General features: G+C 30.3%; 16 protein-coding genes. 3 read left to right on the top strand and 13 right to left on the bottom strand.

Going from position 1 to position 15,929, the window contains the following annotated elements; all coding sequences use genetic code 11:
* Positions 1-232 precede the first annotated feature (232 nt).
* Both Q0U66_RS03595 and Q0U66_RS03590 read left to right on the top strand, forming a co-directional pair.
* The gene (locus tag Q0U66_RS03595; protein ID WP_297377542.1) at positions 233-841 is read left to right on the top strand and encodes a RecX family transcriptional regulator; all 609 of its coding nucleotides are present in this window, start codon (positions 233-235) and stop codon (positions 839-841) included.
* Complete coding sequence (locus Q0U66_RS03590; protein ID WP_297377540.1) at positions 828-1,103, top strand: GIY-YIG nuclease family protein; 276 nt, start codon at positions 828-830, stop codon at positions 1,101-1,103. Before Q0U66_RS03595 ends, Q0U66_RS03590 begins: the two co-directional genes overlap by 14 nt.
* Positions 1,104-1,105: 2 nt before the next feature.
* On the opposite strand, the gene rpe is transcribed toward Q0U66_RS03590, so the two are convergent.
* Genes rpe through Q0U66_RS03525 form a run of 13 tightly spaced genes read right to left on the bottom strand, consistent with a single transcriptional unit; the run spans position 1,106 to position 14,035 of the window.
* Positions 1,106-1,762 carry a ribulose-phosphate 3-epimerase gene (rpe, locus tag Q0U66_RS03585; RefSeq protein WP_297377537.1) on the bottom strand — a complete coding sequence of 219 codons (657 nt, stop codon included), beginning with the start codon at positions 1,760-1,762 and terminating at the stop codon, positions 1,106-1,108.
* Positions 1,762-2,640 carry a ribosome small subunit-dependent GTPase A gene (gene rsgA / locus Q0U66_RS03580; protein ID WP_297377535.1) on the bottom strand — a complete coding sequence of 293 codons (879 nt, stop codon included), beginning with the start codon at positions 2,638-2,640 and terminating at the stop codon, positions 1,762-1,764. The genes rpe and rsgA overlap by 1 nt, the downstream gene beginning before the upstream one ends.
* Complete coding sequence (gene pknB / locus Q0U66_RS03575) at positions 2,633-4,588, bottom strand: Stk1 family PASTA domain-containing Ser/Thr kinase (protein ID WP_297377533.1); 1,956 nt, start codon at positions 4,586-4,588, stop codon at positions 2,633-2,635. The genes rsgA and pknB overlap by 8 nt, the downstream gene beginning before the upstream one ends.
* Positions 4,566-5,321: a Stp1/IreP family PP2C-type Ser/Thr phosphatase gene (locus tag Q0U66_RS03570; protein ID WP_297377531.1), complete on the bottom strand. Its 756-nt coding sequence runs from the start codon at positions 5,319-5,321 to the stop codon at positions 4,566-4,568. Before Q0U66_RS03570 ends, pknB begins: the two co-directional genes overlap by 23 nt.
* A 42-nt stretch (positions 5,322-5,363) precedes the next feature.
* Positions 5,364-6,656 carry a 16S rRNA (cytosine(967)-C(5))-methyltransferase RsmB gene (gene rsmB, locus Q0U66_RS03565; protein ID WP_297377529.1) on the bottom strand — a complete coding sequence of 431 codons (1,293 nt, stop codon included), beginning with the start codon at positions 6,654-6,656 and terminating at the stop codon, positions 5,364-5,366.
* A gap of 38 nt (positions 6,657-6,694) precedes the next feature.
* The gene (locus Q0U66_RS03560) at positions 6,695-7,360 is read right to left on the bottom strand and encodes a zinc metallopeptidase (protein WP_297377527.1); all 666 of its coding nucleotides are present in this window, start codon (positions 7,358-7,360) and stop codon (positions 6,695-6,697) included.
* An 8-nt stretch (positions 7,361-7,368) separates the two neighbouring features.
* Entirely contained in the window at positions 7,369-8,304 is a 936-nt protein-coding gene (gene fmt, locus Q0U66_RS03555) for a methionyl-tRNA formyltransferase (protein ID WP_297377525.1), read from the bottom strand.
* Positions 8,305-8,312: 8 nt separating this feature from the next.
* Positions 8,313-8,831 carry a peptide deformylase gene (gene def, locus Q0U66_RS03550; protein WP_297377523.1) on the bottom strand — a complete coding sequence of 173 codons (519 nt, stop codon included), beginning with the start codon at positions 8,829-8,831 and terminating at the stop codon, positions 8,313-8,315.
* Positions 8,831-11,188 (bottom strand): primosomal protein N', encoded by a 2,358-nt coding sequence (gene priA, locus Q0U66_RS03545; protein ID WP_297377521.1) that lies wholly within the window; start codon positions 11,186-11,188, stop codon positions 8,831-8,833. Before priA ends, def begins: the two co-directional genes overlap by 1 nt.
* Positions 11,178-12,359, bottom strand: a complete 1,182-nt coding sequence (coaBC, locus tag Q0U66_RS03540) for a bifunctional phosphopantothenoylcysteine decarboxylase/phosphopantothenate--cysteine ligase CoaBC (RefSeq protein ID WP_297377519.1) — start codon at positions 12,357-12,359, stop codon at positions 11,178-11,180. The genes priA and coaBC overlap by 11 nt, the downstream gene beginning before the upstream one ends.
* Before the next feature lies 1 nt (position 12,360).
* The gene (gene rpoZ / locus Q0U66_RS03535) at positions 12,361-12,573 is read right to left on the bottom strand and encodes a DNA-directed RNA polymerase subunit omega (RefSeq protein ID WP_297377517.1); all 213 of its coding nucleotides are present in this window, start codon (positions 12,571-12,573) and stop codon (positions 12,361-12,363) included.
* Positions 12,570-13,145, bottom strand: coding sequence for a guanylate kinase (gene gmk / locus Q0U66_RS03530; protein WP_297377515.1), 576 nt, complete (start codon positions 13,143-13,145; stop codon positions 12,570-12,572). The genes rpoZ and gmk overlap by 4 nt, the downstream gene beginning before the upstream one ends.
* A gap of 8 nt (positions 13,146-13,153) precedes the next feature.
* Positions 13,154-14,035 carry a YicC/YloC family endoribonuclease gene (locus tag Q0U66_RS03525; protein WP_297377513.1) on the bottom strand — a complete coding sequence of 294 codons (882 nt, stop codon included), beginning with the start codon at positions 14,033-14,035 and terminating at the stop codon, positions 13,154-13,156.
* Positions 14,036-14,136: 101 nt separating this feature from the next.
* Between Q0U66_RS03525 and Q0U66_RS03520 the strand changes: the two genes are divergently transcribed.
* Entirely contained in the window at positions 14,137-15,927 is a 1,791-nt protein-coding gene (locus tag Q0U66_RS03520; protein WP_297377511.1) for an NFACT RNA binding domain-containing protein, read from the top strand.
* Positions 15,928-15,929: the final 2 nt, after the last annotated feature.

The following is a 15,929-nucleotide window of genomic DNA, read 5'->3' as shown; positions in this document are numbered from 1 at the left end:
AAGATACAAGGTTGAGTTCTTTTCTCCACCCGTTTGACTTAGTAGAAAGAACGCCCAGTTTTTCAACTATTTCAAATTTTAATTCTGCCATTATTCCTCCCTTAGTCGTCTTCACTTGCAATAGTATATATTTTTTTAGTTAAATTGTCAAATAAATCGGCATTTAAGCCATTTGTATAAGAATATCTTTGACATTAATTTCTAATATATATATCATAAATATGAGGTATATATGATTATAGAAAATATAAAATATAATGAAAAAACTTCTATGTTTGATGTAAAAATAGATGAGGATATATACATAATTTCCTATGAAGTTTATGAAAAATTATCCTTGAAAAAAGATATGGAATTATCTATCGACCAATTTAACAGCTTGATTGATGAAAATGAATATCAAGTCGCTAAAAAAAAGGCTGATAGGTATATATCCTATAAGTTACGTTCAAAAAAAGAGGTCTTTGATAGGTTGTACAAGGACATAAAAAATTCTAAAGCTATAGATAAGGTCTTAAATCACTATGAAAAAATTGGACTTCTTAATGATGACTATTATGCTAAAGCCTATTTAGATCATTGCTTAAATATTAAAAACTATTCGCTTAAATTTACTGAATTTAAGATGAAAGAAAAAGGTATTAGTCCTGATTTATATGAAAAATATCTTGAAGAATATGATCCAGATATTGATTATGTAAATGCAGGGATCTTGTTTAATAAGAAGTTTAAAAATAAAAATTTAGAAGACTATAAGGACCAACAAAAGGTATATAGGTATTTGGCCGGTAAAGCATTTTCTTATGATCTTATAAAGAGGTTACTAAATGAAAGCAAATAAAGCATATGTGTATATAGTTAAATGTGCTGATGATAGCTATTACACAGGTTATACAGTAGATTTAGATGAAAGGTTAAAAATCCATAATCTTGGTAAGGGTGCTAAGTATACAAGAGCAAGGCTTCCGGTTTCTTTCGTATTTACCTACGAATGCGAAAACAAAAGTATGGCTATGTCTTATGAATATAAGATAAAACAATTAAATAGAAAAGAAAAAGAAGACTTGATAAAAGGAATCCTCTCCTTAGATCAAATCTTCTAATTTTATTTACCAAAAATTTCATAAAATTTATCTACATTGTTACTTATACCATCTGTGTTGAAAACTCCAGATCCTGATACATATAAGTCTGCACCGGCTTCAATTACTTGGTCAACATTATTAATTTTAATGCCACCATCTACTTCTAAGATGATATCTCTCCCTGAATCATCTATCATTTTCCTTACTCTTTTAATTTTTTCAAGCATAGTTGGCATAAATTGTTGGCCACCAAAACCAGGTACAACCGTCATTATTAAAATCAAATCAATATCTTGGATTAAATACTCTAATACACTTTCATGGGTGTGGGTATTTAAAACAATCCCTGCTTTCATTCCATTTTTTTTGATTTCACTAACTACCCTATTGGGGTGGTCGGTAGTCTCAGGATGGAATGTAACTATATTTGCACCCGCATATTTTAAGTTTAAAATTTGATTTTCAGGTTTATTTACCATGAGGTGGACGTCAAATATCAAATCAGTATTTTCTCTAATTTGTTTAATTATATCAGTACCAAATGAGATATTAGGTACATAAGATCCGTCCATAATATCTATATGAAGATATTTAACCTGACTCTTATTTAATAATTCTATATCATCTTTCAGATTATAAAAGTTTGCTGCTAAAAGTGATGGCGCTAATTCTCTCATTAGTATCTCCTTTTGTCTTTTATTTCATTGCTTATATAAATATAGTTTTCATATCTATTTCTACTGATCAAATTTTCTTCCACAGCCTTTTTCACTGCACATGAAGGTTCATTTATATGGCTGCAATCAGAAAACTTACATGAATTTTTATATTGTTCAAAATCTCTAAAGTATTCTTTCACTTCTTTATAATCTTCAATAAAGGATAAGTCTATAGCTGTAAATCCAGGTGTATCAAATATAAAGGAATTTGAGTCTAACTGGAATAATTCTACATGTCTAGTAGTGTGTTTACCCCTTGAAGTTTTTCTACTTATATTGCCAGTTTCAGCATTAAAGTCTTCTGAAAACAAATTTAATAAACTAGACTTACCGACTCCAGATGGTCCAGCAAAGGCTGAAATTTTATTTTTTAATAAATCCTCAACTTCATGTATGCCTTGCCCATCTGCAGCAGATGTAAAGTAAAAATCATATGGTGTTTTTTCATAAATTTCCTTGAATTTATTTATCTCTTCTTCACTTGCTAACTCTATCTTATTAATTATTATTTTTACATCTATTGAAAAATGCTCTAACATTAGTAAGTATTTATCAAGAATTGTATAATTTAACTTTGGACTAGCTAAACTTGATACTAATAGTATTTGATCGATATTAGCTATAGATGGTCTAATTAAAAAGTTTTTTCTATCAAAGACTTCTTCAATATAGGCATTATCATCATCTAAAACTTGTATCTTTACCTTATCTCCAACTAGGGGTTTAATATTTTTATCTCTAAATACTCCCCTGGCCTTACACATGTATTCTCTTCCTTCGGATGAAACAAAATACAATTCTTTTTGTGACTTTATAATTATTCCAATTTTATTCATATGAAATATCTGCCTCTTTATTATTAAATAAAACTTTGTAAGTCGAATTTTCTATATCTACTATTGAAACTTTTATAAATCCATTCTCATCAGCATCAGATTTATTTAAGTTTTTGTTATACACAGTTTCACCGGTTACTTGATTTACAATTTTAACATTTACAGGATCTTGTGCATCTACAGGCAAACTTAAGTTAAAAACATATTGCTTTTCTTTGCTTTCAACTTCTTCATTAGTTGTCTCTTGTTGAGGGCCCTTGCTTATTTCTAAAATAATTTCAGTACCTTCAGCAACCTTGTCACCAGCTTTAATAGACTGGCTTACAACAACATCTTCTGCTTTATTACTAAATACTTTTTTAGAAGGTCCTACTTTTAATCCCGCTTCGAATAGTTTTGAATTTGCCTCATGTTCATAATTATCTAAAACATCAGGAACAGTAATTAATTCAGGTTGCTTAGGTCCAGATGAAATGATTAAATCAATTTTAGCTGCTAATTCAACTTCATCTCCAGGTTTAGGATTTTGTCTAATCACACTTCCCTTTGGTTCATCAGATTCTTCTTCTAAAATATTTGCAATTTCTAATCCATTCTTAGAAAGTATAGATTCAGCATTTTCTTTGCTTAATCCCATTACATTTGGCATAGATATATGTTCTTTACCCTTACTTATAACTAGGTCTATTGTACTTCCTCTATCCACTTCTCTCTGTGCTTGGAATGATTGTGAAATAACATTTCCTTTAGCTACATTCTTATCAAAAACTCTTTCTTTAATATTTACTACTAAACCAAGTTCTTCAAGTCTTGTAACAGCTTCATCTTCTGGCAAATCTATAACACTAGGAACAGTAACAATTTCACTAGTTTGGCTATTACTTATATAATTATCAATTAGTGCTTTTATTCCAAAAATAGCAGCTACCGATAAAAGAATAGTCAAGGCAACTATTAGTAATGTTTTTTTAGGATTAAATTTATTATCTTCAACTACTTCTTTCCTTGATTCATATTTAGCTTTGGTTAAATTTTTACCTAAATTAAAATCTTGTTTCTTTGTTTCTCTTAATTCTGATTTATCTAAGCTAGAAACAAAACTTTCTGGCCTACTGCCATTTTTTATTTGATTTAAGTCTATTAGTAGATTGCTTGCTGTTTTATATCTGTCTTCAGGATTTTTTTCCATTAATTTATTGATTACAGCAATCAAATCAGGATTAAAATCAGGATTGATATCTTCTATTGGTTCAGCTTCCTCTTGTATATGCATAACTGCAATACTTACTGGACTATCTCCATCAAAAGGCACTCTTCTAGTTGCTAGCTCATATAAGACTACACCTAAAGAATATAAATCTGACCTTGCATCTATATTTTGACCCTTGGCTTGCTCTGGTGAAATATAATGAACTGTACCCAATATTGATGATGTATAAGTAATTGTAGCTTCATTTGAAACATGAGCTATGCCAAAATCTGCGACCTTTACCTTGTCATCCTTTGTTAATAAAATATTTGCCGGTTTGATGTCCCTATGGATAATCCCCTCAATATGAGCTGTTTGTAAGGCTTTTGTTATTTGCAGTCCATATTTCAATACCCTATCTGAATCTAATGGGGCTTCATTTTTTATGACATCTTTTAGATTATTACCGTCAATTTTTTCCATGACTATATATTCAATTGGATTTCCATCCAGTTCAGTAGTCCCAGCATCATATATAGAAACTATATTGTCATCGGCTAAAGATGCTGATGCAGAAGCTTCTAGTCTTAAACTATTGATAAAGTTTTTGTCATCCTCATCTAAGTGTGTATCCTTCAAAATTTTAATAGCAACATTTCTTGATAGGACAGTATCATATCCATCATAAACTATGGCCATTCCGCCTTTACCAATTATTTTATTTATTTTATATCTGTTATTTAATATTATACCAATCATGATTTTCCTCAATTAACTTTGCTATTGTTATAGTTATATTATCTTTACCTCCAGTTGAATTAGCCATATACTTTAATATATCGCATGATTCTCTTACATTGTATCCATTTACTAATACATCTTCTATATCTTCATCATCTATCATATCTGTAAGACCATCGCTTGCCATTAAAATAAGGTCACCATATTTCAACTTTTGCTTTTTGATATCAATTTTATAATTGTCAACTGAACCTAGAGCGCTTGTTATCTGATTTCTAGGATAAAAAGCAGCTTCTTCCTCAGTAATCGCTCCTGAATCTAAAAGCTCTTGAACAAAGGAGTGGTCTCTAGTTAGTTGTACAAGACCATTTTCATTATATATATATAATCGACTGTCCCCTACATTCGCAAAATATAAGGTATCATCGACTATCAAACTTAAGACCATGGTTGTTCCCATACTAGAGCGACTTTGATCTTCTAAAGAATCTTTCACAATCTTATTATGCGCAAGCTTTACTGATTCAGCAATTAGATCAAACATGTCTTCTGGATCGGTATCATGAATATTTTTCACTATATTTGTGGATATGATATCGCAAGCAAGCATAGAAGCAACTTCTCCTGCATTGTGTCCTCCCATACCATCACATATTATGAATAAAGAAAACTCCCTTGTCGATTGACTATAGTAGTTATCTTCATTGTTTTTTCTAACTCTTCCCCTATCGGTAATTGTAAAATATTCCATAAAACTCTCGCATAATTTTTTATATAAAATATTATAGCATAATTATAGTTTTTTAGTCATTTTGCACATGTAAAAACCATCACTACTTTTATTAGGTAATATTTCTTTATAATCATTTCCATCAATAGGAACGATTTTAATATCTGAATATCTATTTATGAAATCACCTATAATATCTTGATTTTCTAATCTCCCAATTGTACAAGTTGAATATATTATATCTCCACCTTTTTTTACATATGAATAAGCCCTATCCAATATTTCTTTTTGAATACTTGCTATACTCTTTATATCTTCATAAGTCCTGTATAATTTAATTTCAGGTTTTCTTTTAATAACTCCTAGACCAGAGCAAGGTGCATCTACAAGTACATAATCAAATTTATTTTTAAATTCTTCTACATTCTTACTTGCATCATAATTTTTTAAGTTGTAATTTGTTAATTTAAGTCTTTGGAAATTTTCTATAATTTTATCATTTTTACTTGTGGATATATCGTTAGCTAAAACTTCTCCAGTATTTTTCATGATTTGAGCCAGGTGAGTTGATTTTGAACCTGGTGCTGCACATAGGTCCAATACTTTTGAATTTTCCTTTGGATTAACTACATTTCCCACTAAAATACTTGCTTGATCTTGGATAGTAAAATATCCTTTATTAAACTCTTCTGTATCAACTATTCCATTTGGATTTTCTACCAGTAAAGCATCTGGGCTTAAGCTTGATTCAGCAATTTTAAACTCCAGTTTTTCAAGTTCTGTTTTTAAGTCTTCCTTACTTATTAAATAAGTATTTACCCTGATAGTGAAATCTGCTTGGTCAGAGAAAGATTCAACTATTTCCTCATAGTTAGAATAGTTATCTTTTAAATATTTGATAATATCCATATTGGTAGAATATTTTATAGATAAGTATTTATCTCCCTTTTCCTCTATTTCCATAATTTTTTCTTTGTTTCTATCTAGGTTTCTTAAAACTCCATTTACAAAACCCTTCGATTTAAAACTAAATTTTTTACATAAATTAACTGCTTCATTTATAACAGCGTATGGCTTACTTTCTAAAAACGCTAATTCATACACAGCAATTCTTAAAATATTTAATACATTTTTATCTAATTTATTTAGCTTTATCTTTGAAAGCTTTCCTATCATATAATCAATATAGTAAAGATTTTCTACTACACCATAAACAAGTTTTCTAAATAGGGCCCTGTCAATCTCAACTACCTTATCAACTAAGTCATTTATTATTTCTGTTGAATATTGGTCTTGGTTTAATATCTTATCCAAGGCATAAACAGCCTGTCTTCTCGCTTTAATAACAACCTCCAAAATAAAAAAGACAATATCCGCTAAGATATTGTCCATTATTAATTTCTATTATTTCTCATAGACATAAATCTAAGTAGCTGTATTACGGAAACTAAAGTAGATGCTACATATGTCATTGCTGCTGCACCTAAAACTTTTTTAGTCCCTGTTTTTTCTTCACTGCTTATTATACTATAATTTTCCAAATGTTTCATGGCCCTATTACTTGCATCAAATTCAACAGGAAGGGTCACCACGTGGAACAGTACTGAAGCTGAGAATAATATAATACCTAGGTCTACAAGTCTTACTATATTTAAGAATAAACCTAACATAATTAAAATAAAGGTAAACCTTGACGTAAAGTTAACTACTGGTACTAAAGCTGACCTAAATCTTAAGAATGCATAACCTTCATTATCTTGTATAGCATGGCCTACCTCGTGAGCTGCTATAGATACAGCAGATACTGAATCTGAGCCATAAACATTTTCTGAAAGTCTTATAGTTTTGTCTCTTGGATCATAATGGTCAGTTAAGTGTCCATTTATTGGTTGTATATCTACATCATAAATGCCATTTTGTTCTAGAATTTTTCTTGCAGCTTGCTCTCCAGTTAAACCAGAACTTGATCTAACTCGGGAATATTTAGCATAGTTACTGGATACTTTGGCAGATGCTAACATAGAAACACCCATCATAATCATTAGTAATATATAATACATATTTCCTCCTATTGTAAATGTATACCTATTTCTATACTATTTCCCCTTAAGTAGTCTTCAATAGACATCCTTCTTTTACCTGGAAATTGTATTTCTTTTATAGCAATACATTTATCTACACAATTTACATATATTGCTTGATCATCACAAGCAAATATTTTACCTATCTCATCGTTAGTATACTTATCAATTATGTTAATCTTATGTATTTTTACTTTTTCGTCTTTATATACTACATAAGTTGATGGCCAGGAAGAAAATGCCATTATTTTAGCTTGAATATCTTCGGCTTTTTCATCAAATTTTATATGTCCCATTTCCTTGGTAATTTTTTTTGAATAGCTTGCTTGACTATGGTCTTGCTTAGTCCTATTAGCATATAAGTCATCATAATTATTTATAGTATCAACTATTAATTGTCTTGATAGTAAAGATAATTGATCATGGACTTCATTTATAGAAGTTTCAGGTGTAAGGTCCATATATGCAATATCTAATACGTCACCTGTATCCATTGATTTTTCAATAAGCATGGTAGATACACCTGTTTCACTATCTTTATTCAATATTGCCCATTGCATAGGAGCTGCTCCCCTATATTTAGGTAATATTGAGGAATGAATGTTTATAATCCTATCTTTGTAAGTTTCTAAAAGCTGGTCACCAATCATTTGCCCATAGGCTACTACAACAATAAAATCTGGATTTATAGAATTAATTAATTCTAAAGAATCTTTTGAATTGACATTGTCTGGTTCATAGGATTTTATACCTAATTCTAAGGCTTTTTCTTTTACCTTAGTTGGTAAGAGCTTATTTCTCCCCCTTATCTTGTCTTTACCAGTAATCACCATTTCAACTGATATATTTGGATCCTCATTTAAGGCTTCTAGGGAATTAACAGCAAATTCTGGTGTCCCCATAAATACTATCTTTTTAGTCATCTTGCCTCCTATTCTTCAGTATGATCTTCGGTTTTATCTTTGGCTAATCTTTCTCGAATCTCTTCTATATTATCATCTGTAACTTCTTCAATATATTTAGATGTGATCAATATTCCATCTAAATGGTCGTATTCATGTTGGAAGCATTTAGCTAAAAGTCCATCAGCTTCTATAATTTGTTCTTGGCCATTTTCGTCTGTATATTTAGCCTTAATCCATTCTGCTCTTTCGACAGTTCCTTGGAAATTAGGTATAGATAGGCATCCTTCTATGTCAATATCACTGCCTTTTCTTTCTAAAATTTCTGGATTGATTACTTTATAAACTTGGTCTTCTCCAAGATCTATAACAAATAATCTTCTTAAAACTCCAACTTGGGGACCTGCCAATCCAATACCATTATTTTCTCGCATTGTATTTACCATATCTTTTAAAAGTTGCTTGGTTCTGTCATCAATCTTTTTTACAGGTCTGGCTTTTTTATTTAATATTTCATCTGGCACTAGTCTAACTACTCTTAAACTCATTAATCCTCCTCCAATTTAAAATTAACATACACTTTTTGGTCTTTAAAATTTCTTAGTTCGTTTGCAAGATTTATTAAATCACTCTTATTGTAAGATTTTATAATAATATCAAACCTATATCTGTTATTAATTTTTTCAATCAAACTAGGTGTTGGTCCAGTTATTTCAATAATGTCTGCAGATTTTTCTCTTACAAATTCGTTTGTCTTTTGTGCTATTTTCCTTCCAAAGTTTATTGCATAAAACCTATCTTTAGATGATATATTTATATTTAAAATCTTTACATATGGTGGGTAATGGAAGGTCTTCCTAGAAGTTATCTCTTCCTCATAATATTTCTTATAATTGTGGTCAGCTGCATTTTTTATAGCATAATGACTTGCATTGTAGGTTTGTATCAAAACATTACCACCAACATTCCCTCTACCTGACCTCCCGGCAACTTGGGTAATAAGATTAAAGGTCTTTTCACCAGACCTAAAATCAGGTATGTTTAAACTTACATCTGCTGAAATAATACCAACCACAGAAACATTTGGAAAGTCCAAGCCTTTAGCTAGCATTTGAGTACCTATGAGTATATCAATTTCATGATCATTCATTTGCCTATAAACTTCTTCATAATCATCTTTTTTCGATGTAGTATCTGCATCCATCCTTTTAACTCTAGCATGAGGAAACATCTTTTTTGTTTCCATTTCTAACATCTCTGTACCTGCTCCAAATTCCTTTATCCAAGTGGAGCCGCAATTTATACATCTTTTTTGTTTTCGTGCTGTCCTACCACAGTAATGACAAATAAGTCTTTCTTTTGACATATGGTAAGTCATTGCAACATCACAAGCTTCACACTTGTGGACATATCCGCATTTTCTACAAAATACAAAGGATGAATATCCTCTCTTATTTAAGAACAAAATTATTTGTTCTTTATTTGCTAAAGCTTTTTCAATCTTATCTTGTAGGTCAAGTGAAAACATGCTGAAATTATTCTTCTTTAATTCTTCTCTCATGTCTACAATTTCAATATTAGGCATGGCAAGATTATTCACCCTATTTTTCAATTCTAATAATCTTATCTTACCTTGTTCTGCTTCATAGTATGATTTCACTGATGGTGTTGCACTAGCTAATAAAAGCTTAGCCTTATGATATTTTACACGTAATTTTGCTATTTCTATTGCAGAGTATTTAGGATTTTTATCTGATTTGTATGAATCTTCATGTTCTTCGTCAATCACTATTAAACCAATATTCTCAAAGGGAGCAAAAATTGCTGATCTAGCTCCAATTACAATTTTTACTTCTTTATTTTTTATCATTCTCCATTGGTCAGCCCTTTCTGAAAGTGTTAGCTTTGAATGAAGGACTGCTATTTGATTCCCAAACCTACCTTGAAACCTTGCAATTGTCTGTGGTGTAAGTGAGATTTCAGGAACTAAGATAATAGCTTCTTTACCATCATTAATACACTTTTCTACAAGTTGTAAGTATATTTCCGTTTTACCAGATCCGGTTACCCCATGTAAAAGAAAAGTGTCATCCTCACTATTTAGAATCTCTTTGTACACCCTCTCTTGGTCAAGATTCAATTTTATCTTTTTAAAATCTTCTACCTTATCAAGAACATTCCTATAAACTTTTTCTTTTTTTATAGTAATAAGGTCCTTTTCTAGTAAAGAATTTAGGCTTGCTGTACTTGTTTTTGTTTTTCCTAATAAAACTTTTTTATCTGCTGGTCCTTGGTCTTGTAAATAATCTAATATAGCTTTTTGTTTATGGGAATTTTTTCTTATCTTGTCATCGTAGTCATTATCAAGCAAATATACAGTTTCTTTATATTTAATGCTTGATTTACCCATTAAGGAAATATAAGATTTTAAATAATTTTTTTTACTCAAATCACTTATTTCTGATTTCTTATACTTTCCTGGAAATTCTTTTTCAATATCTTCAAATGTTTTATAGTCGGATAAAAAATTGTATAAGTCTTCATCTATAGGTTTTAATGATTCTTTAGATCTAAAAAACTCTTTTACCTTGTCAGCAGAACCTGGTGGTAATACTGTATTTATAGCTGAAGAGTAATCAGACAAATTATTTTTAATCATATATAAGGCTATATCTAATAACTCTTTAGATATAAGAGGTTTAGAATCCAAAACTTCTGTAATTTTTTTAGCTGGAAAATCTGGTTTTCCCTTAATCTCTTCGACAACTATGCCTATTCTTTTTACATCTGCATTACCAAAAGGTACTATAACCCTAGTACCTAATTCTAACTTTTCATCAGATGCATAGGTAAATAACCTATCTAAAAATGAAGTTTTTGATTTTACTATAAGCTTATAAAACATTTTTCACCATTTCATCTAAAATCTTATTAGCCAATTCATCCTTGGTCATGATATCCAAGCTAGTGTTTTCTTTTGAAGTAATTAAAGTGGCAATATTTGTATCATAATTAAATCCAGCACCTTCCTTACTTACATCATTAGCAACTATAAGGTCTAGATTTTTATTTTTTAATTTTCCTTGTGCATTTTCAATTAAATCATCAGTTTCTGCAGCAAAACCAATCAAGTATTGTTTATCTTTCTTTTGACCAAAGTATTTTAATATATCTATACTTTTAGTCAATTCAAAGTTTACATTTTGGTCACTTTTTTTGATTTTACTATTTGAAGTATTAACAAATTCATAATCAACAGGAGCTGCAGCCATGATTAAGGCATCTAAATTATCAAATTCTTTATCAATACTATCTAACATATCTTGGTTAGTTTCTACATGGATATTATTAACCATATAAAGCTCAGGTGTTTTAACTGCTCCTTGTACCAAGCTAACATTTGCTCCTCTATTTCTTGCTGCCTTGGCTAAGGCATAGCCCATTTTACCTGAGGAATTATTGGTCAAAAATCTTACAGGATCTAGTTTAGTTTTTGTAGGTCCTGAAGTAACCAATATATTTTTACCCAGCAAGTCTTTTTCAGTCAATTTATATTCTATATATTCTATAATTTCATTTGGCTCAGCCATTCTTCCCTTACCAACAGTATTGCAGGCAAGCTGGCCTTCATTGGAATCAATAAAGTCATAGCCTAAGCCTTGTAAAAATTCTATATTTTTTTGAGTAATAGGATTTAACAACATATTAGTATTTGTTGATATGGCAAAGGCTACAGGAGCTTTAGAAGCTAAAATAGCTGTAGTTAGTAGGTTGTCTGCAATCCCTGTCGCTACCTTAGCTACTGTATTGGCTGTTGCAGGAGCAACTAAAAATAGGTCTACATCGTTTGTTATATCTATGTGTAGAACTTTATCTGGATGAACCCACATATCTGTATATACTTTGTTGTCAGACATGGTTTCGAAGGTAATAGGGTTTATAAACTTAGTTGCTGATTCAGTCATGATTACTTCTACATCTGCCCCTAATTTCCTAAGGCTTGAAATAAGTGATAGGACCTTGTATATGGCTATTCCACTTGAAACACCTATTAATATTTTTTTACCCTTTAACATACTAGTCCTCTTTTACTGGTGTGCTTTTTGTAGACTTCACTACTTTTCCTTCCATAATTTCGTCTAAAGCCTTTGTAACAGGACTTTTTCTTTTTGTTGATACTAAAGTTTTTTCTCCATCTATAAGTTGCTTTGCTCTCTTAGCTGTCAACATAGCTATTTCATATCTTGATGGACTTATTTTTTCTAATTCTTTAAATGATGGGTTTATCATAATTTACTCCTTCTTTCTCTTTCTTCTTCTATAATTTCTTCTAATCTATCAGTTGCTTTATCTACATAATCATTGATTAAATAATAATCATAATATTTGATTTGTTCTAATTCTTTCTCAGCTGTTTCCAGTCTGGTTTTAATATTTTCTTCGGATTCTGTCCCCCTATGTCTCAATCTTTTTTCAATATCCGACTTTTTAGGAGGTAGTACAAAAATTGATAAGGCATCATCTTCAAAGTTTTGTCTAACTTGAGACCCACCTTGGACATCTATTTCTAATAATACAATCTTACCCTCTTTTATCTTTTCTTCTACAAATTGTTTAGGTGTCCCATAATAGTTTCCATGTACATTTGCATACTCTAGTAATTTATTATTTTTAATCAAGTCTTGGAATTCTTCTTTACTCTTGAAGAAGTAATCTACTGAGTCTTGTTCATTTTCTCTTTTATATCTGGTAGTTACTGAAATAGATAGAACAATATCGTCTCTTCTTTTTAAGAGTTCCTTTACTAGTGTTCCCTTGCCTGCTGCTGTAGGACCAGATAAAACTAATAAAAAGCCATCCATATTCCCTCCTATTCTATATTTTGCACCTGTTCTTTTATCTTTTCTATTATAGTTTTCATTTCAATTGTTGTATTGATAAGTTCAATCTTTTGTGATTTAGAAGCTATAGTATTTGTTTCTCTAAGCATCTCTTGACTTATGAAATCAAGTTTTTTACCAATAGGACCCTCCGCTTCAAGATATTTATTGAATTGGTCTATATGGGAATATAGTCTAGTAATTTCTTCATTTATATCTTGCTTGTCAGCATAGTAAACAATTTCGGCTGCTAGTCTATCCTCATCTACTAATTTAGAATCAATATTTTCACTAATAGATTTGTATAACTTATCTTTGATTTCTTGTTTTATATCTGTAGCCAAGTCTTTAACCTTATCAAGATTTTCTTTAAGGTCCTTTAGATTTGAGCTTAGATCCTTATGAAGGTTTTTACCTTCTTCCTTTCTCATCTCAACTAGTTCTTTTAATACTTCTTCCAATTGCCCCAAAACTATTGTTGCTAGAAAATCATCGTCTAATTCTTCAGGTTCAAAAACTAGGACATCTTCGTTTCTCAATATATCACTTAGGTTAATCCGCTCTTTAGATATACCTGCCTGGTCAGCTATTACTTTAAGTTTCTCTCCCATATCTTTAGCTAAATCAAGGTTAACTTTTATAGCAGTATTGCCTATAGACTTATTTTTAGACCTGATAAAGATATCTACACGCCCCCTGCTGATATATTTCTTTATCAACTTATTAATCTTATCCTCTAAAAAGTTTAGTTGATAAGGCATCCTAACATTAATATCTAAAAATCTTGAATTGACAGTTTTAACTTCAAGATCAAAATTTAATTCTTCATTCAAAAAATGGGTTTTACCAAACCCTGTCATTGATTTAATCATATTCACCTCTTATAACTATTCTATCACTATATGTATTTAATTCAATCAAATATTACAAAAAAGTAATATATCCTGTGTTATAATATTCTAAAGGAGTTAATATGGCTTTAGATGGTATAACAATGAGAGCTCTAACTAAGGAGCTAAATGAAAAATTAATCGGTGGAAGGATTCAAAAAATCTATCAAATAAATCCCCACCTAGTATTATTTAATATTTATAACAAAGAAAACTATAAATTACTGGTATCGACAAATCCTCAAAATGCAAGGATACATTTGACCAAGTCCCAATATGAAACACCAAAACAGGCTACTCAATTTACTATGATTATGAGAAAGCACCTACAAAATGCAAGTATATTATCTATTGAGCAAAATGGCTTAGATAGGACAATTATAATCAAGGTAAGTGGTAAGAATGAACTTGGTATATTGGAAGAGAAAAAAGTATTTGTGGATATCATGGGCAAACATTCCAACCTAGTTTTAACAGATGAAAATAACAAGGTCTTAGAATCTATAAAGAGAATCTCCCATGAGATGTCTAGTCTTAGAGCAGTTTATCCAGGCACAAAATTTAACCTATTAGAAGATAGTAAATATAATATTTTAGATGGTTTAGTGAATCTAGAAGATCTAGATATAGACAAAAATTTTAATGTAAAAAAAATATTTTATATGACCTTTACTGGTTTTGGACCACAAATTGGTCAAGAAATAGCCTTTAGGTCATATATTGATCCTTCAAGATCCTATGCAAGTTTAAGCGATAAGGAGAAAGAAGGCTTAAATAATAATTTCTTAAACATTAGTAAGCAGATAATTGACCAAGATTTTACTTATTACTTGTATGATTATGATAGTCAAGATATTGACTATTACCCTATTAAACTTGAACACAAGGCTGATAACTATAAAGTACTTGATTCAATCAGTGAAGCAATAGATACCTATAGTTCAAATAAGGTAGATGACAATAGCTTAAACCAGGCCAAGGCAAATCTAATAAATATATTAAACAATCAAGTATCCAAGGATGTGAAAAAATTGCACATCTTAGAAGAAGAATATAAGGATTCCCTAACCCATGATGATTATAGGATCAAGGGTGATCTTTTATCAATGGTTGCCCACACTATAAAAAAGGGGCAGGAAAGTATAATAGCTACAAATTATGAAAATAATGAAGAAGTTGAAATTGCTTTAGATATAAGTAAGAGTCCTTGGGAAAATATTGAGCATTACTATAAAATTTCTAAAAAACTTTCTAAGAGAAAAAAGATTTTAGAATCCACTATCCCTCACTTAAAAGAAGATATATCATATCTAAAATCCTTGGCTACTCAAGTAAATCACGCTGACGATGCTGGGGATATAGATGATATAAAGGATGAGATGTCTAGCCAGGGTCTAATAAAATCCAAAAATAAGAAAAAGAAGAAAAAATCAACTTCTAATAAACACCCTTATTTAAGATTTAAAACTGATAACAACAATCTAATATATGTAGGTAAGAATAACAAACAAAACGAAGAAATTACCTTAAGAATTGCAAATCAAGAAGATGTTTTCTTCCACATAAAAGACTTACCTGGCTCTCATGTAATCTTAAGAAAGGGCCAAGAATTTGAAGATTATGAATTTGAAATAGCGGCCTACTTGGCAGCCTACTATTCTAAAAATTCAAATGATAAATATATAGATGTCGATTATACAGAAAAGAAAAATGTAAACAAGGCCAAGGGAGCTAAACCTGGTATGGTTTACTATACTAATTTCACTACAGTAATGGTTGATTTAGATGATAAGCCTAGTGGCTACCATAAAATTGATGAAGATAAAAGGGGCTGTTGCATAAGTCCCAAACACAAAAAAGACGAGGAAACTTAAAA

Origin of the sequence: uncultured Helcococcus sp., assembly GCF_946998255.1 — a bacterium.
GTDB lineage: Bacteria > Bacillota > Clostridia > Tissierellales > Peptoniphilaceae > Helcococcus.
The sequence above is the reverse complement of the archived record's forward strand: the minus strand, read 5'-3'. Positions and strand labels throughout refer to the sequence as shown.